The organism is Curtobacterium sp. SP.BCp (assembly GCF_051903255.1).
In the GTDB taxonomy this organism is placed as follows: domain Bacteria; phylum Actinomycetota; class Actinomycetes; order Actinomycetales; family Microbacteriaceae; genus Curtobacterium.
In genome coordinates this window covers 2,939,701-2,958,016 of sequence record NZ_CP194338.1, presented here as the reverse complement: position 1 = coordinate 2,958,016, position 18,316 = coordinate 2,939,701, and the positions used below count along the sequence as shown (strand labels likewise).

The window sequence follows — 18,316 nt, the reverse complement described above, 5'->3', positions numbered from 1 at the left end:
CACCACCCAAGGAACCCACCCCGTGCGATTCGGATACTGGACCCCGCTCTTCGGCGGCTGGCTGCGCAACGTCGAGGACGAGGACATGCCCGTCACCTTCGACTACGTCAAGCGGCTCGCGCAGCGAGCCGAGCGCATCGGCTTCGACCTCACGCTCGTGCCGGAGCTGAACCTCAACGACATCAAGGGGACGGCCGCGCCGTCGCTCGAGGCGTGGTCGCTCGCGGCCGCCATCGCGGCGACGACCGAACGGCTCGAGATCATGGCGGCGATGCGGCCCGGCTACCACCTGCCGGCCGTCACCGCGAAGCAGGCGGCGACGATCGACGACATCTCGTGCGGCCGCTTCACCTTCAACGTGGTGAGCGCCTGGTGGGCCGAGGAGGCCAAGCAGTACGGCGGGATCTTCTCGGAGCACGACGACCGCTACAAGCGCACCGCGGAGTTCGTCGAGGTGATGAAGGGCCTCTGGCGCGAGACGCCGTACTCGTTCCACGGCGAGTACTACGACGTCGAGAACGCCCACCTCGAACCGAAGCCGCGCGTGACGCCGCGCATCTACGCCGGCGGTGAGAGCGAGGCGGGCAAGGCCGCGATCACGGGCTACGCCGACGCGTACGTGACCCACGGCGGCACCGTCGAGGAGCTCCGGACGAAGATCGCCGAGATGCGCCGCCGGCGTGAGGACGCGGGACTCGAGCCGTTCGAGGCGTTCGGGATGGCGGCGTACGTCATCGTCCGCGAGACCGAGGCGGAGGCGCAGGCCGAGCTCGCCCGGATCACGGACGTGCAGCACGGCAAGGCCTACGAGTCCTACCAGGACTTCATCTCGAAGTCGCAGCTCGAGCACGTGCCCTCGCTCGAGGACTACTCCGTGTCGAACCGCGGGCTGCGCCCCGGTTTCGTCGGGACCCCCTCGCAGGTGGCTGACCGGATCAAGGAGTTCGAGGACGCCGGGGTCGACACCCTGCTGCTGCAGTTCTCGCCGCAGCTCGAGGAGATGGAGCGCTTCGGCGAGCAGGTCATCCCGCTCGTCCGCCCGTCGGTGCCAGTGCCGTCCGGGGCGGGCATCTGATGGCCGCGGTCGAGGACGACTGGGCCTTCGAGACCCGGCAGATCCGAGCAGGGTTCAAGGCTGACCCGGGTTGGGGCGCGAACGTGCCGCCGATCGCGCAGAGCGCCGCGTTCGTGTACCCCTCGGGGGAGGACGCCGCAGCGCGGTTCCTGCTCGACGCACCGGGCCACACGTACTCGCGCGTGAACAACCCGTCGGCCGCCGCGCTGGAACGGCGCATCGCGGACCTCGAGGGCGGGGTGGGTGCGCTCGCGCTGGCCTCGGGACAGGCCGCCACGTCCCTCGCGGTGCTCGGTGTCGCTCGTGCCGGGGACCACGTGGTGTCGAGCGCTTCCCTGTACGGCGCGACGTACACGCTCTTCGCGTCGACCCTCCGAGACCTCGGCATCACGTTCACCTTCGTGCAGGACCCCACCGACCTCGCCGAGTGGGCGGCTGCCGTCCGTCCGGAGACCCGGGCGTTCTTCGGTGAGTCCATCCCGAACCCGCGCGGCGACGTGCTCGACTTCGCGGGCGTCGCCGGTGTCGCACACGAGGCCGGCGTGCCGCTCATCGTCGACAACACCATCGCGACGCCCTGGCTCGTGCGTCCGATCGAGCACGGTGCGGACATCGTCGTGCACTCGGCGACGAAGTACCTCGCCGGCCACGGCAGCGCGATCGCCGGGCTGATCGTCGACTCGGGGAAGTTCGACTGGGCGGCGTACCCGGACAAGTACCCGCAGCTGACCAGCGTCGAGCACTCCGGGTTCGCCGGGACGGACTTCGCGGCGAAGTTCGGTCCGCGAGCGTTCATCCAGCGCACCCGCTCGAAGCTCTCCGCCGACCTCGGCCCGGCGATCGCCCCGTTCACGGCGTTCCTCGTGCTGCAGGGCATCCAGACGCTGTCGCTGCGGATGGAGCGGCACGTGTCGAACGCCGCCGCCGTGGCGTCCTGGCTCGATGCGCACGACCAGGTCCTCGGCGTGCACTACGCCGGGCTGCCCTCGTCGCCGTGGCACGCGTTGGCGCAGCGCTACGTGCCGGCCGGGCCGTCCGCCGTGCTGGCGTTCGACCTCGACGGCGGGCTCGAGGCCGGTCGTCGGTTCGTCGGGGCCCTCGAGCTGTTCGACCACGTCTCGAACATCGGTGACGTCCGATCGCTCGTCGTGCACCCGGCGTCGACCACGCACGTGCAGATGACGCCGTCCGAGCGTGCGGCAGCGGGAGTCGGCGAGGGCCTCATCCGTCTGTCGATCGGGCTCGAGCACATCGACGACGTCCTCGCGGACCTCGGGCGGGGGTTCGCGGCCGCACGGCCGTAGCCGGCTGCCCGCTGGGGCGGGTGCCGGCGGCTCGGCCGTCACGCGCAGGAACGTGCTCCGGCCGCGGGATAGGTTGGAGCCATGACCTCGTTGGCCGCACCGACCCGCGTGCGGACGCGCGCCCCCGGCAAGATCAACGTGTTCCTGTCCGTCGGTGCGCTGCAGGACGACGGCTACCACGACGTCGCGACGGCGTACCAGGCGGTGTCGCTCTACGAGGACGTGATCGCCGAGCCGGCCGACGACTTCTCGGTCTCCTTCACGGGGCCGATCGACACCACGGCGGTGCCCACGGACGAGTCGAACCTCGCGATCCGGGCAGCCCGGCTCGTCGCGGACGCCTCGGGACACCGCGGTGGGGTCCGTCTGACGATCGAGAAGCACGTCCCCGTCGCCGGCGGGATGGGCGGGGGATCAGCGGACGCCGCGGCCACCCTGCTGGCGGTCGACACGCTCTGGGGGACCGCCCTCGGCCGCGATGAACTCCTGCGGCTCGCCGCACAGCTCGGCGCCGACGTCCCGTTCGCGTTCGCCGGCGGCACCGCGGTCGGCACCGGACGGGGCGACGAGCTCAGCCCGGCTCTGGCCAAGGGGGAGTTCCGGTGGGTGCTGGCGCTCAGCGACTCCGGACTCTCGACACCCGCCGTCTACCGTGCGCTCGACGAGCACCGGGAGCGGTACCGGGCCGACATCGCCCCGGCGCCCACGACCCCGGTGGTGGAGGCGAACGTGCTCCAGGCGCTCCGCGCGGGTGACCCGGACCTGCTCGCCGACTGCCTGCACAACGACCTGCAGGCCCCGGCGATGCGGCTCCAGCCCTCGCTCGCGGAGACGCTCGAGATCGGCGAGAAGGCCGGGGCGCTCGCAGGACTCGTGTCCGGGAGCGGACCGACGGTGGCGTTCCTCGTGGCGGACCGGGACGCCGCGCTCGAGGTGCAGGTGGAGCTCAGCGCCGCCGGGCTGGTGGCGGTCCGTGCCGCGGGACCGGTGCACGGCGCCCGCGTCGTGCACTGACAGTCGTGCACTGACGATCGTGCACTGACAGCGGACGCCCGTACGGCGGCCGGCCGGCCCTGCTGCTCAGGAGCGCTTGTACTCCGTGAGCACCACGGTGCCGGTCTTCCAGTGCTGCACGGCGGTGAAGCCGTGCTCCGCGAGGACCTGCGTGGTCTCGGGCTCGATGTTCCGCGCCTTGACGGTCCCGCCCACGAACCACACGGTGTCGATGTCGCCGAGTCGGCTCGGGATGGTCGAGGAGAGGTCGCCGTTCTGGTCCCAGAGGACGCCGGCGGCGGGTCCGTCCTTCCGCACGGCGAGGTCGGTCATGCCGGCGAACGCGTTCGGGTAGGACTGCCGGATGATGTCGGCGGTCGTCCCGGGGTGGCCGTACACGCTGCCGAAGACGACCCCCTCGTCGCTGTCGCGCTGCTGCGACCGCTCGGAGGCGATGATCGAGGCGGCCACGGACCACGTGGAGTCCTGCTTCGACCGGGGGAGCTTCACCAGCACGGACGTCGGGACGGACAGGACGAGCACGGCGACGAGCGCCCCGGCGAGCAGTGCACGCTTCCGGATGACCGTGATGCCGAGCGCGATGAGCAGCGCCACGAACGGCAGGCTCAACGTGGCGTACTTCGGCGTGTACAGGTGTCGGCCCATCGCGGTGGCGACGAGGAGCGCGAGCGTCGGGACCACGACGAGCGGCAGCGCGACGCGGACGGCCTGGGCACGGAACAGCGACCGGACCGTCGCGGACGAGCGGTGCGCGGCGACCAGGGCGGTGACGACGCCGAGGACCATGAGCGCCCACGCGACGGCGGCGTACACGTCGACGCCACCGAACCAGGCCGTCGCGAACACCTGCGCGAACGTGCGGTCGTTGATCGGGGCGAGCCAGGCGACCTGCTTGGACTGGCTGGCGACGGCGGCCACGAACGGTGTGACCGCGACGAGGACGACGACCGAGACGATCGCCCAGCGCAGCAGGGAGCCGCCTGGTGCGAGGGGGCGGACTCCGTGGTCGGCGCTCCGGGCACGGCGGTCGGCGAGCATCGTCCACAGGAAGGTCACGCCGTGCGCCACGACCGCGAGGGCGAGGTAGACGTTGAAGGTGATCGCGACGACGGCGAGGAGGGCGTACGCCACCCACCAGTGGAGACTCCGGCCGGACCGGGACCGACGGACGGCGGTCAGCCCGACGAGCGTCAGGCACACCGCGAACGTCGTGATGGTCGCGTACGAGCGTCCTTCGCTGCCGGCCCACTGCACACGGGGGAGTGCGAGGAACACGAGCCCCGCGGCGATGCCGAACCGCCGCCCGCCGAGGCGACGCCCGAGTGCGACCACGAGTCCGGCGGCGACGCCGATCGCCAGGGCGCTCGGGAAGCGGAGCGTGAACGGCGTGTACCCCACGAGCCAGAACCACCCGTGCATGAGCGCGTAGTACAGCCCGTGCACGGCGTCGACGTTGTGCAGCTCCGCCCAGAGCTGCGGCCACGTGCGCTGGGCGCTCGTGACGGTGGCGGCCTCGTCGTACCAGAGCGACGGGACCCAGGCGAAGGCGGCGGCCACGAGGACCCCGAGGGCGCCGACCGTGAGCTCGGGCGTCCGGACGACGGCGACGCGCACGCCGCTCGGGACCGCCCGCAGACGCTCCCGTACCGAGGCCGTGGACAGGCCTGGCTGCACCCTGATGGTGTCGGTACGGGGGGAACTCACGCCCTGCACCGTATCCGGGCGGCCTGGGCGAGTGCCGGGGTGCACCGTGCCGTCCACTGAGAGTTCACATGCCGGTTCCGTGCCGGAGCACGGACTATCGTCAGGCACCATGACGATGCTCCGGATCCGCGACGCGGCGACGTACCTCGGGGTGAGCGACGACACCGTCCGACGACTCGTCGACGGCGGGACCTTCACCCGCCACGACGACGGTGCGGGCCGTGCGGTGGTCGAAGGGCGGGAGCTCGCCGAGCACGCCCGACGTCGGGGCGCGCAACTCGGCGACCCGTCGGGTGTCCGGAGCTCGGCGCGCAACCGCTTCGTGGGGATCGTGACCGACCTGGTGGTCGACGGGGTGATGGCCCAGGTCGAGCTGCAGAGCGGCCCGCACCGGGTCGTGTCGCTGATGAGTGCCGAGGCAGCACGCGACCTCGGGCTCGAGGTCGGTTCGGTCGCGGTCGCGTCGGTGAAGGCCACGATGGTGTCCGTCGAGGTCCCGGAGCCCGACCCCACGGCGGGTCGCGAGTGACCCCGCCCGTGGACGTCCGCCGGGCGCTGACCTCCCGCACCGCCGCGCTGCAGGGCGCCGGGGACCGCGCCCTCGCCGCACTCGCCGACGCCAGCGTCCTCGTCGTCGGGGCGGGCGGCCTCGGAGCCCCCGTGCTGCAGTACCTCGCCGGCGCGGGTCTCCGTCGACTGACCGTGGTGGACCACGACGTCGTCGACCCGTCGAACCTCGCCCGCCAGGTCCTGTTCGGCCTCGCGGACGTCGGACGTCCGAAGGCCGAGGTCGCTGCGGAGCGCCTGCGTGCGGTCGACCCGTCGCTCGAGGTCGTCGCGCTCACGACGACGTTCGCACCGGAGCAGGTCGCCGGGCACGACGTCGTGGTGGACGCCGCCGACAGCGTCGTCGTCACCCGGTCCGTGTCCGACGCGTGCGCGGCCCACGGGATCCCGTTCGTCTGGGGCACCGTCCTCGGCTACGACGGCCAGGTCTCGGTGTTCCACGACGCCGGAGCGGACCCGGTCGACTTCCACGACCTGCACCCCGACGTGCTGCCCGACGAGGGTTCGTGCGCGCTCGACGGCGTCCTGCCCGCCCTCTGCGGTGCGGTCGGCTCGGTGATGGCGGCCCAGGTCACCGCACTCATCGCCGGCCTGGGCGAGCCGCTCCTCGGCCGGGTGCTCACGGTCGACGCCCGACGGTGGCGGTGGACCGAGAGCCCCCTGCGGCGCGGGCCCGGCTCGCGACGGCCGACGCCGGTGGTGGACGCGGAGCCCGAGACCATCGCACCGTCGGCGCTCGCCGACGCCCTCGGCGCCGAGGCGCCCCGGACCGGTGCCGGGGCCGCGACGCTCGTCCTCGTGGACGTCCGCACGCCCGAGGAACGCGCGACCGGGATCATCTCCGGCAGCATCACGCCCGAGGTGCTGCGACCCGACGGCCGCACCGTGGTCGCCGTCTGTGCGAGCGGGCGACGGGCCACCGCCTACGCGCGCACGCTCGACCGCCCGGTCGTCGTCCTCGACGGCGGGATCGCCGCCTGGCGAGCCGAGGGACGACCGACGATGCACGCAGCCGCAGCCGCAGCCGCAGCCGCAGACGCAGACGTGAACGCAAAATCAGACGCAGATGCGGCTACGCTGACAGAGTGAAGACGCTCCTGCGGACGACAGCCCTGACCACCGGCGTCATCGCGGCGCTCGCGCTCGCGGGGTGCTCCGCGCAGGGCGCACCCACGGCGACGGACTCCGCGTCCTCGTCGTCCGGCGCGCTCTCCGGTTCGATCACGGTCTTCGCCGCCGCGTCGCTCCAGCAGACGTTCACCACGCTCGGCGACCGCTTCGAGCAGGCGCACCCCGGCACGACGATCCGGTTCTCGTTCGCCGGGTCGAGCGACCTCGTCACCCAGATCCGCAACGGCGCACCCGCGGACGTGTTCGCCTCCGCGGACGAGGCCAACATGGACAAGATCGTGAAGACCGACGTGGCGGCCGGGTCACCGCGGGACTTCGCGACGAACACCCTCGAGATCGCCGTCGCCCCCGACAACCCGGAGCACGTCACCGGCCTCGACGACCTCACCCGCGACGGGCTGCAGGTCGTCACGTGCGCCGCGCCGGTGCCGTGCGGCGCGGCCACGGCGAAGGTCGAACGGGCCACCGGCATCGAGCTCCGCCCGGTGAGCGAGGAGCAGTCCGTGACGGACGTCCTCGGCAAGGTGGAGTCGGGGCAGGCGGACGCGGGTCTGGTCTACGTCACCGACGTCGAGGGTTCGGACGGTAAGGTCGACGGCGTCCGGTTCGACGAGGCCTCGGAGGCGGTCAACACCTACCCGATCGGGGTGCTCAAGGGGTCGACGGACCCCGAGCTCGCGAAGGCGTTCACCGCCTACGTCCTGTCCGACGCGGGCCAGAAGGTGCTCGCCGACGCCGGCTTCGGGAAGCCCTGACCCGGTGCCCGCCCGGCAGACCCGACAGCTCAGCCCGCCGCGCCGGTCCCGCCGGCGCGGTCAGTCCGTCCCGTGGTGGCTCCCGGTCCCGGCGGCACTCGGCGGTCTGTTCGTCGTCGTGCCCGTCCTCGCGATGGTCGGCCGTGTCGACTGGGGGTCGTTCGTCGCGCTCGTCACCTCGCCGGCGTCCCGCACCGCCCTCGGACTGAGCCTCGGCACCGCGGCCGCGACCACCGGCATCGCCTTCGTCCTCGGCTACCCGCTCGCCGTGGTGTTCGCCCGGTCGACGTCGCGGTGGACCGGGGTGGCCCGCGCCGTCGTGCTGCTGCCGCTCGTCCTGCCGCCCGTCGTCGGCGGCCTGGCGCTCCTCGCGGCGTTCGGCAGGCTCGGCCCGATCGGCGCGTTCCTCGACGACCACGGGGTGCGGATCGCGTTCACCACGGCCGCGGTCGTCATCGCACAGACCTTCGTGTCGATGCCGTTCCTGGTGTCGTCGATCGAGGGTGCGCTCCGCGTCGGCGGCGACCGGTACGAACGGGTCGCGGCGACCCTCGGCGCGAGCCCCACCCGCACCTTCCTGACCGTCACCACGCCGCGGATCCTCCCGGGCATCACGGCAGGGCTCGTCCTCTGCTTCGCCCGGGCCCTCGGCGAGTTCGGCGCCACCCTGACCTTCGCCGGCAGCCTGCAGGGCGTGACGCGGACCCTCCCGCTCGAGATCTACCTCCAGCGCGAGATCGACCCCGACACCGCGGTCGCGCTCTCGCTCGTGCTGGTCGTCGTCGCCGTGGTCGTCATCGGCGTCTCGTCGCTGCGCAACCGGAGCGTGCTCGCGTGAGCGGCCTGGAGGCGCACGTCGTCGTCCGCGCCCGTGACGTCGACGTCGCGCTCGAGGTCGGTCCCGACGAGTGCGTCGCCCTCGTCGGCCCGAACGGCGCCGGCAAGTCGACGGTCGTCGACGTCCTCGCCGGGCTCGTCCGTCCGGACGGCGGTGCGGTCGTCCTCGACGGACGCACGCTCTCCGACGACGTCCGCTCGGTGCCCACCCACCGCCGACGCATCGGCCTGGTCGCGCAGCGCCCCGACCTCTTCCCCCACCGCTCCGTCGTCGCGAACGTCGCCTTCGGACCGCGAGCGGTCGGCGCCACCAGCCGGGAGGCCCGTGGCCGCGCCCGCGACGCGTTGGCCGCCGTCGGGGCGCTCCCGTTGGCCGACCGGGCACCGGGGACGCTCTCGGGCGGTCAGGCCCAGCGCGTCGCGATCGCCCGCGCCCTCGCGGCCGACCCGGCGGTGCTGCTCCTCGACGAGCCGACCTCGGCGCTCGACGTCACCGCCCGGCAGGAGGTCCGCGCCGCCCTCGTCACCGCGGCCGCGGGACGTCCTACGCTGCTCGTGACGCACGACCCCGTCGAGGTGATGGCGCTCGCCGACCGGGCCGTCCTGGTCGAGGCCGGGCGGGTCGTCGACCGCGGCACCCCGGGTGCGGTCCTCGGCCGTCCGCGGAGCGCCTTCGCCGCCCGGTTCTCGGGCCTGGTGACGGTGCCCGGGAGGGCGACCAGCGGCGGGGTCGTGACCACCGACGGCGGTGAGCTGGCGTCGGCGCCGCACACCGTGCCTCCCGGCCGGTCGGCCCTGGCCGCCTACCACCCGACGGCCGCGCTCCTGACGCGGGACGACGACGGGGTGGGGCGTCGCGTGGACGCCGTCGAACCACGGGACGGCCTCGTCCGGGTCGTGGCGGGCGAGCTCGTGGCGGACGTCACCCTGACACGGTTCGCGGCGCTCGGGCTCGCGGTCGGCGACACCTGTCGGATCAGCGTCCCGGCCGACGAGGTGGTGGTCTACGAGCCGGACGGTGGGAGGATCGACGGATGACCTCCTGGATCGGCAAGGCCTGGCCCGTCGCGGTACCCGTCGTCGCGGCGGTCGTGCTGGCCCTGACGTACGGCCGGTACGACCTCGGCACGGTGGTCGTCGTCCTCGTCGCCGTCGTCCTCGCCGCGACGGTCCTCGCGGCCGTGCACCACGCCGAGGTGGTCGCGCACCGGGTGGGGGAGCCGTTCGGGTCGCTCGTGCTCGCTGTCGCGGTCACGATCATCGAGGTCGCGCTCATCATCGCGCTGTCGAGCTCGGGCGGGGCGAAGGCCGAGACGCTCGCGCGCGACACGGTGTTCTCCGCGGTGATGATCACCATGAACGGACTCGTCGGGTTGGCGATCCTCATCGGCACGACCCGGCACCACACCGTCCGGTTCAACCAGGAGGGCGCCTCCGCGGCGACGATGACGGTCGCGGCGCTGGCGGTGCTGACGCTCGTCCTGCCGACGTTCACCACCGGGACGGACAACGCCTCGTTCACCGGTGTGCAGCTGGTGTTCGTGGCGATCGCGTCCCTCGCGCTCTACGGGCTGTTCGTGTTCACGCAGACGATCGCGCACCGGGACTTCTTCCTGCCGGTCGGCCCCGGGCCGCGGGCTGCCGCCGACGACGAGACCGTGCACGCAGCGACCCCGACCGGTCGGCAGACGCTGGTGTCGCTCGGGCTGCTGCTCCTCGCGCTCGTCGCCGTCGTGGGCCTGGCGAAGGTGGAGTCCCCGGCGATCGAGGCGGGCGTCGCGGCGGTGGGCTTCCCGCCGTCGTTCGTCGGTGTCGTGATCGCCCTGCTCATCCTGCTGCCGGAGGGGATCGCGGCGTCGAAGGCCGCGGCGCGCAACCGGATCCAGACGAGCCTGAACCTCGCGATGGGGTCGGCCATGGCGTCGATCGGTCTGACGATCCCGTCGATCGCGGTGGCGTCGCTCTTCATGCCCGGGACGCTGCTGCTCGGGCTCGGGTCGGCGCAGATCGTGCTGCTCGCGCTGACGATCGTCGCCGCGGTGCTCACCGTGCTGCCCGGGCGTGCGACGCGGCTGCAGGGCGGGGTGCACCTGGTGATCTTCGCGGCGTTCATCGTCCTGTCGATCGCGCCGTAGCGCGGGCGACCGCCGCCGGATCGTGCGGGCGGCTGCCCGGGTCGCGCGGGCGACCGGCGCTGGGGCGCGGGGGTGACCGCCCCGGGCCGCCGGGTCGCGCGAGCCGCCGGGTCGCCCGGGCCGCCGGCTGGCGCGGGCGACCGCCTCGGGGTCGCCCGCGTGTCAGCCGCCGGCGAACGGCGGCATCACGTCGACGGTCTCCACCCCGACGAGCGACGTCGAGCGGTCCCGCGTGCTCACCCCGTCGACGAGGAACGAGCACCGCTCCACCAGCGCCGACCACCGCTGCGGGTCCGCCGCCCTGACCGCTGCCAGCGCCACGTCGAGCGAGGCGACCGGCATCGACGCGACGTCGACCGCGACCTCGTCCGCACCGACCGCGGCCCGGGCCGCCGCGAAGAACCGCACCGTCGTCATCGTCAGCCCCCGATCGCGCTCATGCCCCGCGTCGGGTGCACGAGGTCGTCGCTGTCGTCGCCGTGGTCGCGGGGCTTCGCCCACATCGCCCGCTGCCAGAGCTCGGCGACCTCGTCGTCCGTCGCGCCCGAGCGCATCGGACCGAGCACGTCGGTCTCGTCGTCGGAGAACAGACAGCTGCGAACGTGGCCGTCGGCGGTGAGTCGGGTGCGGGTGCAGTCGGCGCAGAAGGACTCGGTGATGCTCGCGATGATGCCGATCGTGCCGAGCTCCGCGCCGAGGGCGCCGTCCGCTCCGCGTGCGAGCACCCGGAACCGCTCGGCCGGTGCGCCGTCGCGCGGGGCCTCGTCGGGGACCAGCCCGAACGCGGCGGAGAGCATCGCACGGGTCTCGGCCGCGGTGATCATGGTCGAGCGCTCCCAGGCGTGGTCGCTGTCGAGCGGCATCTGCTCGATGAAGCGGAGCTCGTACCCGCGCTCGAGGCACCAACGCATGAGGTCCGGCGCGAGGTGGTCGTTGACGCCGCGGAGCAGCACCGCGTTGACCTTGATCGCGAGTCCGGCATCGTGGGCGGCCGACAATCCGGCGATGACCTTGTCGAGGAAGGGCCGCCGGGTGACCTCGGTGAAGACGTCGGGGTCGACGGTGTCGAGCGACACGTTCACCCGCCGGAGGCCTGCGGCGTACAGCGCCGACGCACGGTGCGCCAGGCCGATCGCGTTCGTCGTCAGCGACAGCTCCGGTGCGTCCGGCAGGGCGGCGCAGCGCGCGATCACGTCCACGAGGTCGTGGCGGAGCATCGGCTCGCCGCCCGTGAACCGGACCTTGCGCACGCCGAACCGCGCGGTGCCGAGCCGGACGAGCCGCTCGATCTCCGCCGCGGTCATCAGTGCGTCGTCCGGGGCGAACGGCAGCCCGGCCGCCGGCATGCAGTAGGTGCAGCGGAGGTTGCAGCGCTCGGTCAGCGAGACCCGCAGGTCGACGGCGCGGCGGCCGAAGCGGTCGAGCAGCGCGTCCGCCGAGGGAGCGCCGGTCGTTCCGAGCAGCGTCGCGGGAGCCATGGCGTCAGCGTACGTCCTCGGCCGACCGCGTACCTGACGACATCGCGGGTGCGTGCGCTGCCCGGCCGTCCCGGAACAGCAGCCGGTCTCGCCACCGGGCCCAGTCGGAGCGGCTGGTGCGGGCGAGCGTGCCGACCACCACGACGAGGACCGCCGCGGCGAGCCACCACCGGTAGGCGGGGGTCGACGGCCACACCCCGCGCAGGGCGATCGCGAGCCCGATCGACAGCCACTCCCACCGGCCGGACAGCACCACGAACGGGATGAGCAGCAGTGCGTACCAGGGGTAGCGGGGGGTCACGGCGAGGAACGTCACGCCGATGAGCAGGACCTCCCCGGACCACGGGGCCGCCGGGTCGGCCAGGCGCCAGGCGACGTACGCGGCGAGCAGCACGAGCAGCCCGACGACGACCGTGCCCGCGTCCCCGGGGAACACGAGCGACACGAGGGCGAACCGGGAGCCGTCCTCGTAGCCCTCCTCCGACAGGTAGCCGGGCAGGTACCCGAGCACCTTCGGCCCGGTCGAGACGACGTACGGCACGTACAGCAGTGCGAAGACGGCCACGCCGACGGGGATCGCCCACCAGTGCCGTCGTCTGCCGAGGAGCGGCGGGTAGACGAGTGCGGGGATGAGCTTCGACGCGGTCGCCGCCCCGAGCGCGATCCCGCCCCAGATCGGCCGACCGAACGCGACCAGCACCGCGCCCGCGGTCGCCAGGGCGGCGCCGAGTGCGTCGACGTGCGAGTTCGTGACCGCCTCGGACGCCACGAGCGGCGACCACGCCCAGAGCGCCGCCCACCAGACCGGACGACCGGTGCGCCGGAGCACCGCGACGAGCCCGACGGTCACACCGAGCGACAGCAGCAGCCCCGCCACCTGGAACGGCATGTACTGCGCGGTCGCGGGCACGAAGGCCCGCACGAGCGCGAACCACAGCTGGGCCATCGGCGGGTAGATCGTGACGACGTCCGGACGGTTGATCGCCACGCAGTGCCCGTCCGCGCCGTCCCCGAGCCCGCGGAACCGCGGTTCGATCGGCTTGCACGTGCCGTCGACCTTGTCGGGGAACAGCCAGTCGGGCCGGAGCCCGGCGAGCGCCTCGGACTGCGGGGTGTGCGCGTACGGTGAGATCCCGGCGTGCTGCACGATGCCGTCCCAGGCGTACCGGGCAGAGTCGGTGCTGGTGTTCGGCGGACCCGCGAGCGCGGCGAGCCCGACCACCAGGCCGCCGCCGACGACGAGCCAGGTCGTCCACCGCGAGGGGACGAACCGCAGCGCGAGCACCGACGCCGCGAACACCGTCCAAGCGATCAGGGTCCACGCGACGAATGGGGAACGATGACCAGCTCGGAGGAACCCCAGATGCGTGACGCCGTAGGCGACGACGCCCGCCAGGGCGAGCACCCCGACGACCGCCAGCACGGTCGACACCAGCGCGGTGGACGGGAGTCGGCCGGGGCGGAGACGTTCACTCATGGTGCGTCGAGGCTAGCGACGGTCCGGCGGCTGCTCCTGGATGCACGATCCGCGATGGCGTCGCCGAACCGGAACGCCCGCTCGGCCGTGGTCCTGGGGCGTCTGCTCGGCATCGCGTTCCTGGTCTGCTTCGGCACCGGCGTCTACAGCCACCTCCTCCAGCAGCCGTTCCCGTGGATGCGCTTCCCCACCCGTCCCGTGCAGCTCTACCAGTTCACGCAGGGCCTGCACATCACCGCGGGGATCGCGATCATCCCGCTGCTCCTCGCGAAGCTCAACACCGTGATGCCCGCCCTGGTCCAGGTCCCCCCGGTGCGGGGGTTCCTGCACCTCCTCGAGCGGCTCTCCATCGCGGTGCTCGTGGCGGCGGCCATCGTGCAGGTGGGGACCGGGCTGCTGAACACGTACCAGTGGTACCCGTGGCCGTTCCCGTTCAAGCAGGTGCACAACGCGCTGGCGTACGTCATCATCGGCTCGCTCATCGTGCACGTCGCGGTGAAGCTGCGGGTCATCGCGCGGTACTGGCGGTCGCGCGATTCGTACGACGAGCACGGTCGTTTCGTCCCGGACACGACGGTGGGCAGCGAGCTGCTGCCGCCGGCGGCCGACCGGGAGGCGCGGGTCGGCCCCGCCTCGGACGCCCCGGCCCCGCAGGCGGCCGCGTCCTACCCCCGCGGCCTCAGCGGCCGCCTGCTCCGCTGGGTCGACGGCGCTCCCGCCGCGACACCGATCGGGGCCGAGTCTCGCGCTGAGCGACCGGACTCGGGGCCTGCGTCACGAGATGTGTCGCCGAGCGCGGGTCTCGGGACGCCCGACGCGGGTCTCGGGGCGCCCGACGCGAGTGCCGGGGCGGAGCCGAGCCGTGCCTCCAGGCCGTCGACCGCGGCGACCAGCGGACGACGTGAGCGGATCGCCCGACGCGGGTTCTTCGCCGGGGTGACCGCCGCGACCGTCGGCGTCGTCGCCCTGACCGCCGGCCAGTCGAGCACGCTCGCCGAGCCGTTCAACGTGTTCGGTGCGCGCCAGCGGCACCGCGGTCCGAACGACCTGCCCGTCAACCGGACGGCGCGGGCGGCGGGGGTCCTCGCGACCGCGACCGCCGCGGACTGGGCGCTCACCGTCGTCGGACCGGCCGTCAGCCGGACGTTCTCGCGCGCCGAGCTCGTCGCGCTCGGGACGGCGCAGGCCGAACTGCCGATCTCCTGCGTCGAGGGCTGGAGCCAGATGGCGACCTGGCGCGGGGTGCGGATGCGCGACCTGCTGCTCGCCGTCCAGGCGGAGCCGGGGTCGAAGGTCCGCGTGACGAGCCTCGAGCGGCACGGCGGCTACCGGATCATGGACATGGGGCCCGAGTACGCGGAGGACCCGACGACCCTCGTGGCCCTCGAGCTGAACGGTGCGACGCTCGACCTCGACCACGGGTTCCCGGCGCGCATCATCGCTCCGGGCCGGCCCGGGGTGCTGCAGACGAAGTGGATCGAGAAGATCGAGGTGATCGCATGAAGGCCGCGCGGATCGTGCTCGTCGTGCTCGGTGTCCTGGTGATGGCGTTCGGTGCGTACGTCCTCGTGACGACCGTGCGACCGAACCGGATCTGGGGGCTCGCGACCTGGTTGCTCGGCGCTGTCGTCCTGCACGACGCCGTGCTCTCACCCTTCGTCGTGGGTGCCGGCCTCCTGCTCCGCCGGACCGGGCGCTCGATCCGGGCGTGGGTGCTCGTGGTCGTCCAGTCGGCCGTGGTGCTCGGGAGCGTGCTGGCCCTCGTGGTGCTGCCCGAGATCGCGGCGAAGGCGCACGGGCAGAAGAACCCGACGATCCTGCCGTTCGACTACGGCGTCCGGTTGGCGATCGTCGAGGGGGTGCTGCTCGTCGTGGTGATCGTGGTGCTCGTCGTCGGCGGCCTGATGTCGAGGAATCATCCACGAGCACTGGTTGAACCGACAACCAATCGGTAGACTCGGCCCATGCCCGAGCCGACCGACGACACCCCGTGGCTCGACCGCGCGCAGCTCCGTGCGTGGATGAAGCTCGTCGCGGTCATGGAGCTCCTGCCGGCGGCGCTCGACCAGCAGCTCCAGCGTGACGCCGACCTGACGCACTTCGACTACATGGTCATCGCGATGCTCTCCGAGACGGAGTCGCGCACGCTGCGGATGTCCGCGCTGGCCTCGGCGACGAACGCGTCCCTGCCCCGGCTGTCCCATGTGGTGTCGCGGCTCGAGAAGCGCGGGCTCGTCGCACGCTGCCCCTCCACCGACGACCGCCGGGCAACCGACGTGCGGCTCACCGACGACGGCTACGCGGCCATCGTCGAGGCGGCGCCGCAGCACGTGCGGACCGCGCGGACGTTCGTCATCGACGCGCTGACCGACGAGCAGGTGGGACAACTCGACGCGATCACGTTGGCGCTGCTCGGGCGCCTCGACCCCGAGGGTCGCTTCGCCGCGCTGACCTACCCGCGCGAGGACGACGGCCCGACGATCTGCGAGCAGCGGCTCACCGGGCAGGGGCAGCCACCGCAGTAGGCGCGCGCTCGGGCTGCAATAGGCTCACCGCATGAACGCGCCCGCCGAGCCCTCCGACACGTACTCCTACCTCGGACCGGCCGGTACCTTCACCGAGGCGGCGCTCAAGCTCGTCGAGGCCGCCGCCGGCAAGCCCTGGCGGAGCGTGAACAACGTCGGCGAAGCGCTCGACGACGTCATGAGCGGCCGGTCGGTCGGTGCCGTGATCGCGATCGAGAACAGCGTCGACGGCGGAGTCAGCGCCACGCAGGACGCCCTCGCCCGGATCCCCGGCGTGCGGATCGTGGGGGAGTACCTCGTCCCGGTCGACTTCGTCCTCGTCGCACGGCACGGCACGACCCTCGCCGACGTGCGCACCGTGAACGCCCACCCCGTCGCCTACGCCCAGACGCACCAGTGGCTCGAGCAGCACCTCCCCGGACACGGGCACATCCCGGCGTCCTCGAACGTCGCCGCCGCCGTGTCCCTGCTCGACGAGCACCCCACCGCGGACGCCGCCGTCGCGCCTCCCGGGATCACCGACCACCACGACCTCGCGGTGCTGGCGTCCTCGATCGGTGACAACGCCTCGGCCGTGACACGGTTCGTGCTCGTGTCGCGGACGCTCGCCCTGCCCGAGCCGACCGGAGCCGACAAGACGAGCGTCATCGTCGAGCTGCCGAGCGAGCACCCCGGCGCCCTCGTCGACATGCTCGAGCAGTTCGCGACGCGGGGGATCAACATGGGGTTGCTGTCCTCGCGGCCGATCGGCGACGAGCTCGGCCGCTACCGGTTCGTCATCGACCTCGACGGGCACGTGCGCGACGAACGGGTGGCGGACGCGCTGCTCGGTCTCCGGCGGTTCAGCCCGCGCGTGACGTTCCTCGGGTCCTACCCGCGGGCCGACGGACAGCGACCCGAGGTGCCGGCGCGGTACTCGGACGAGGCGTTCGTCGAGGCGCGCGACTGGCTGCGGGCGATCGTCTCCGGCGAGCCCGACGCGCGGTAGCGCCCGGCCCGGCCGCAGCAGCGGTGGCGGCGGTTGCGGCGCGCTTCGTCGGCGCACAACCGAAGGCGTGCTGAACCACGCGGATCGGCGGTTCGGCGTTACTTTGGTTGTGCGACGCCCTCCGACAACGCGGACGGCCGACGGCAACGGCCGGCGGAGTCGCGCCCGGACGCGCGGTAGCGCCGCGCCTGTCCCCTACGGGACCTGGCGCGAGCCGTGGCGGTCGTCGCCCGGCGCCGGCACGCGGACCCGGAGGCCCAGCGGGTCGATGCGTGAGCGGAACGCCACGATCTTCCCGACCGGGTCGCCGTCCACCTCGAACTCGTCCGGACGCTCGAGCCGTGCCGTGAACTCCTGCCCGCGGAGGTACCGCAGGGGGCGTTCCTCGCGCGAGGCCGTCACGAGCTTCTGCCCGACGACCGTGTTCGCCAACGACGACCGCCGGAACGTCCGCAGGATCCCGTTCTCCCAGAACACCCGGGCGCCGATCCGGACCCACCCGAAGAACCCGCGCGGTCGCATCACCGCGATGTCGAACACGCCGTCGTCGATCTCGGCGTCCGGCAGCAGGATGGCCCCGGCCTGGAGCTGCCCGCAGTTCCCGACGATGAGCGAGTGCGCCCGCGCCGAGTGGTTGCCCTCGTCGTCGAGCTGGTAGCGGAACTCGAACGCGTCGGCGTCCCGCACCGAGCGGAAGAGGGAGTCGACGTACGCGAGCCACCCGACGCGCTTCTTCAGCTCGGGCCGGGTGTTCGCGAGCATCCGTGCGTCGAGCCCGAGGCCGGCCATCACGAGGAAGCCGAACTTCTCGCGATCGCCGCCCTCACGCTCCACCGTGAGGGTGCCGAAGTCGATGGGGCGGTCGTCCCCGTGGAAGATCGTCCGCGCGCTCGCCTGCAGGTCGTCGAGCGGCAGCTTCATGTTGCGGGCGAGCAGGTTGCCCGTCCCGCTCGGCAGGAGGGCGAGGGCCGCGTCGGAGCCGTGCACGACCTCGGCGACGGCGCGGACGGTGCCGTCACCCCCGGCGGCCGCGACGACGTCGGCACCCGCCTCGATCGCGGCGCGGGTCATCCCGCCGCCCGGGTCCTCCTCCGTGGTCTCGAACCACAGGGTCTCGGCCCAGCCCGCGTCCCGCTGGAGCTGCTCGATCGTGTGCTTGAGGGTCGGCAGGTGCACCTTGACCGGGTTGTAGACGACGGCGGCCGTCTGCTGCTCGGTCTGGAGGGCGTCCGCAGGCGCGGTCTCCGAAGGGGTCGACATGCTGCCACGCTACCGACCGGATGCTGCGAGGGGATGCCGGACCGGCCATGAACCCGCCGGGAGGCG

The 18,316-nt window shown here is 73.0% G+C and carries 18 protein-coding genes; 13 read left to right on the top strand and 5 right to left on the bottom strand.

Annotated features, from left to right (window positions below):
* Positions 1-22 precede the first annotated feature (22 nt).
* The 3 genes from ACRQ4C_RS14035 (at position 23) to ACRQ4C_RS14025 (ending at position 3,393) form a co-directional block, all read left to right on the top strand.
* The gene (locus tag ACRQ4C_RS14035) at positions 23-1,075 is read left to right on the top strand and encodes an LLM class flavin-dependent oxidoreductase (RefSeq protein ID WP_290134062.1); all 1,053 of its coding nucleotides are present in this window, start codon (positions 23-25) and stop codon (positions 1,073-1,075) included.
* Entirely contained in the window at positions 1,075-2,379 is a 1,305-nt protein-coding gene (locus tag ACRQ4C_RS14030) for an O-acetylhomoserine aminocarboxypropyltransferase/cysteine synthase family protein (protein WP_439689085.1), read from the top strand. The genes ACRQ4C_RS14035 and ACRQ4C_RS14030 overlap by 1 nt, the downstream gene beginning before the upstream one ends.
* An 81-nt stretch (positions 2,380-2,460) precedes the next feature.
* Positions 2,461-3,393, top strand: a complete 933-nt coding sequence (locus ACRQ4C_RS14025; RefSeq protein ID WP_290134064.1) for a 4-(cytidine 5'-diphospho)-2-C-methyl-D-erythritol kinase — start codon at positions 2,461-2,463, stop codon at positions 3,391-3,393.
* Positions 3,394-3,459: 66 nt separating this feature from the next.
* Here the strand turns inward: ACRQ4C_RS14025 and ACRQ4C_RS14020 are convergent, their stop codons facing one another.
* Positions 3,460-5,097 (bottom strand): glycosyltransferase family 39 protein, encoded by a 1,638-nt coding sequence (locus ACRQ4C_RS14020; RefSeq protein WP_290134065.1) that lies wholly within the window; start codon positions 5,095-5,097, stop codon positions 3,460-3,462.
* Between the two features lie 109 nt (positions 5,098-5,206).
* Here ACRQ4C_RS14020 and ACRQ4C_RS14015 point away from each other — a divergent pair, with 109 nt between their 5' ends.
* The 6 genes from ACRQ4C_RS14015 to ACRQ4C_RS13990 are packed head-to-tail and all read left to right on the top strand — an operon-like array spanning position 5,207 to position 10,522.
* Positions 5,207-5,626 (top strand): TOBE domain-containing protein, encoded by a 420-nt coding sequence (locus tag ACRQ4C_RS14015; RefSeq protein WP_439689084.1) that lies wholly within the window; start codon positions 5,207-5,209, stop codon positions 5,624-5,626.
* Entirely contained in the window at positions 5,623-6,753 is a 1,131-nt protein-coding gene (locus ACRQ4C_RS14010; protein ID WP_439689083.1) for a ThiF family adenylyltransferase, read from the top strand. The genes ACRQ4C_RS14015 and ACRQ4C_RS14010 overlap by 4 nt, the downstream gene beginning before the upstream one ends.
* Entirely contained in the window at positions 6,750-7,550 is an 801-nt protein-coding gene (modA, locus tag ACRQ4C_RS14005; RefSeq protein ID WP_439689082.1) for a molybdate ABC transporter substrate-binding protein, read from the top strand. Before ACRQ4C_RS14010 ends, modA begins: the two co-directional genes overlap by 4 nt.
* 4 nt (positions 7,551-7,554) lie before the next feature.
* Positions 7,555-8,388, top strand: a complete 834-nt coding sequence (locus tag ACRQ4C_RS14000) for an ABC transporter permease (protein WP_439689081.1) — start codon at positions 7,555-7,557, stop codon at positions 8,386-8,388.
* Positions 8,385-9,425, top strand: coding sequence for an ABC transporter ATP-binding protein (locus ACRQ4C_RS13995; RefSeq protein ID WP_439689080.1), 1,041 nt, complete (start codon positions 8,385-8,387; stop codon positions 9,423-9,425). Before ACRQ4C_RS14000 ends, ACRQ4C_RS13995 begins: the two co-directional genes overlap by 4 nt.
* On the top strand, positions 9,422-10,522 hold the full coding sequence (locus ACRQ4C_RS13990) for a calcium:proton antiporter (protein WP_290134071.1): 1,101 nt from the start codon (positions 9,422-9,424) through the stop codon (positions 10,520-10,522). Before ACRQ4C_RS13995 ends, ACRQ4C_RS13990 begins: the two co-directional genes overlap by 4 nt.
* Before the next feature lie 162 nt (positions 10,523-10,684).
* Here ACRQ4C_RS13990 and ACRQ4C_RS13985 read toward each other — a convergent pair whose 3' ends face one another.
* Genes ACRQ4C_RS13985 through ACRQ4C_RS13975 form a run of 3 tightly spaced genes read right to left on the bottom strand, consistent with a single transcriptional unit; the run spans position 10,685 to position 13,477 of the window.
* Positions 10,685-10,939 carry a MoaD/ThiS family protein gene (locus tag ACRQ4C_RS13985; RefSeq protein WP_439689079.1) on the bottom strand — a complete coding sequence of 85 codons (255 nt, stop codon included), beginning with the start codon at positions 10,937-10,939 and terminating at the stop codon, positions 10,685-10,687.
* Between the two features lie 2 nt (positions 10,940-10,941).
* Positions 10,942-12,000 carry a GTP 3',8-cyclase MoaA gene (gene moaA, locus ACRQ4C_RS13980; protein ID WP_439689078.1) on the bottom strand — a complete coding sequence of 353 codons (1,059 nt, stop codon included), beginning with the start codon at positions 11,998-12,000 and terminating at the stop codon, positions 10,942-10,944.
* Between the two features lie 4 nt (positions 12,001-12,004).
* On the bottom strand, positions 12,005-13,477 hold the full coding sequence (locus ACRQ4C_RS13975) for a glycosyltransferase 87 family protein (RefSeq protein WP_439689077.1): 1,473 nt from the start codon (positions 13,475-13,477) through the stop codon (positions 12,005-12,007).
* Between the two features lie 54 nt (positions 13,478-13,531).
* Here ACRQ4C_RS13975 and ACRQ4C_RS13970 point away from each other — a divergent pair, with 54 nt between their 5' ends.
* The 4 genes from ACRQ4C_RS13970 to pheA are packed head-to-tail and all read left to right on the top strand — an operon-like array spanning position 13,532 to position 16,990.
* The gene (locus tag ACRQ4C_RS13970) at positions 13,532-14,980 is read left to right on the top strand and encodes a molybdopterin-dependent oxidoreductase (RefSeq protein WP_439689076.1); all 1,449 of its coding nucleotides are present in this window, start codon (positions 13,532-13,534) and stop codon (positions 14,978-14,980) included.
* The gene (locus ACRQ4C_RS13965) at positions 14,977-15,432 is read left to right on the top strand and encodes a hypothetical protein (RefSeq protein WP_439689075.1); all 456 of its coding nucleotides are present in this window, start codon (positions 14,977-14,979) and stop codon (positions 15,430-15,432) included. The genes ACRQ4C_RS13970 and ACRQ4C_RS13965 overlap by 4 nt, the downstream gene beginning before the upstream one ends.
* A 9-nt stretch (positions 15,433-15,441) precedes the next feature.
* On the top strand, positions 15,442-16,002 hold the full coding sequence (locus ACRQ4C_RS13960) for a MarR family winged helix-turn-helix transcriptional regulator (protein WP_439689074.1): 561 nt from the start codon (positions 15,442-15,444) through the stop codon (positions 16,000-16,002).
* Positions 16,003-16,033: 31 nt separating this feature from the next.
* Positions 16,034-16,990 carry a prephenate dehydratase gene (gene pheA / locus ACRQ4C_RS13955; RefSeq protein ID WP_290134080.1) on the top strand — a complete coding sequence of 319 codons (957 nt, stop codon included), beginning with the start codon at positions 16,034-16,036 and terminating at the stop codon, positions 16,988-16,990.
* Between the two features lie 195 nt (positions 16,991-17,185).
* Here the strand turns inward: pheA and ACRQ4C_RS13950 are convergent, their stop codons facing one another.
* Positions 17,186-18,250 (bottom strand): diacylglycerol/lipid kinase family protein, encoded by a 1,065-nt coding sequence (locus ACRQ4C_RS13950; protein ID WP_290134081.1) that lies wholly within the window; start codon positions 18,248-18,250, stop codon positions 17,186-17,188.
* Positions 18,251-18,316 lie beyond the last annotated feature (66 nt).

What these genes read in the sequence shown, in the direction of transcription:
- moaA (WP_439689078.1), bottom strand. Translation starts at nt 12,000, where the DNA reads ATGGCTCCCGCGACGCTGCTCGGAACGACCGGCGCTCCCTCGGCGGAC.
- ACRQ4C_RS13950 (WP_290134081.1), bottom strand. Translation starts at nt 18,250, where the DNA reads ATGTCGACCCCTTCGGAGACCGCGCCTGCGGACGCCCTCCAGACCGAG.
- ACRQ4C_RS13975 (WP_439689077.1), bottom strand. Translation starts at nt 13,477, where the DNA reads ATGAGTGAACGTCTCCGCCCCGGCCGACTCCCGTCCACCGCGCTGGTG.
- ACRQ4C_RS13965 (WP_439689075.1), top strand. Translation starts at nt 14,977, where the DNA reads ATGAAGGCCGCGCGGATCGTGCTCGTCGTGCTCGGTGTCCTGGTGATG.
- pheA (WP_290134080.1), top strand. Translation starts at nt 16,034, where the DNA reads ATGAACGCGCCCGCCGAGCCCTCCGACACGTACTCCTACCTCGGACCG.
- ACRQ4C_RS13970 (WP_439689076.1), top strand. Translation starts at nt 13,532, where the DNA reads ATGGCGTCGCCGAACCGGAACGCCCGCTCGGCCGTGGTCCTGGGGCGT.
- ACRQ4C_RS14025 (WP_290134064.1), top strand. Translation starts at nt 2,461, where the DNA reads ATGACCTCGTTGGCCGCACCGACCCGCGTGCGGACGCGCGCCCCCGGC.
- ACRQ4C_RS13990 (WP_290134071.1), top strand. Translation starts at nt 9,422, where the DNA reads ATGACCTCCTGGATCGGCAAGGCCTGGCCCGTCGCGGTACCCGTCGTC.
- ACRQ4C_RS13985 (WP_439689079.1), bottom strand. Translation starts at nt 10,939, where the DNA reads ATGACGACGGTGCGGTTCTTCGCGGCGGCCCGGGCCGCGGTCGGTGCG.
- ACRQ4C_RS14015 (WP_439689084.1), top strand. Translation starts at nt 5,207, where the DNA reads ATGACGATGCTCCGGATCCGCGACGCGGCGACGTACCTCGGGGTGAGC.
- ACRQ4C_RS13960 (WP_439689074.1), top strand. Translation starts at nt 15,442, where the DNA reads ATGCCCGAGCCGACCGACGACACCCCGTGGCTCGACCGCGCGCAGCTC.
- ACRQ4C_RS14030 (WP_439689085.1), top strand. Translation starts at nt 1,075, where the DNA reads ATGGCCGCGGTCGAGGACGACTGGGCCTTCGAGACCCGGCAGATCCGA.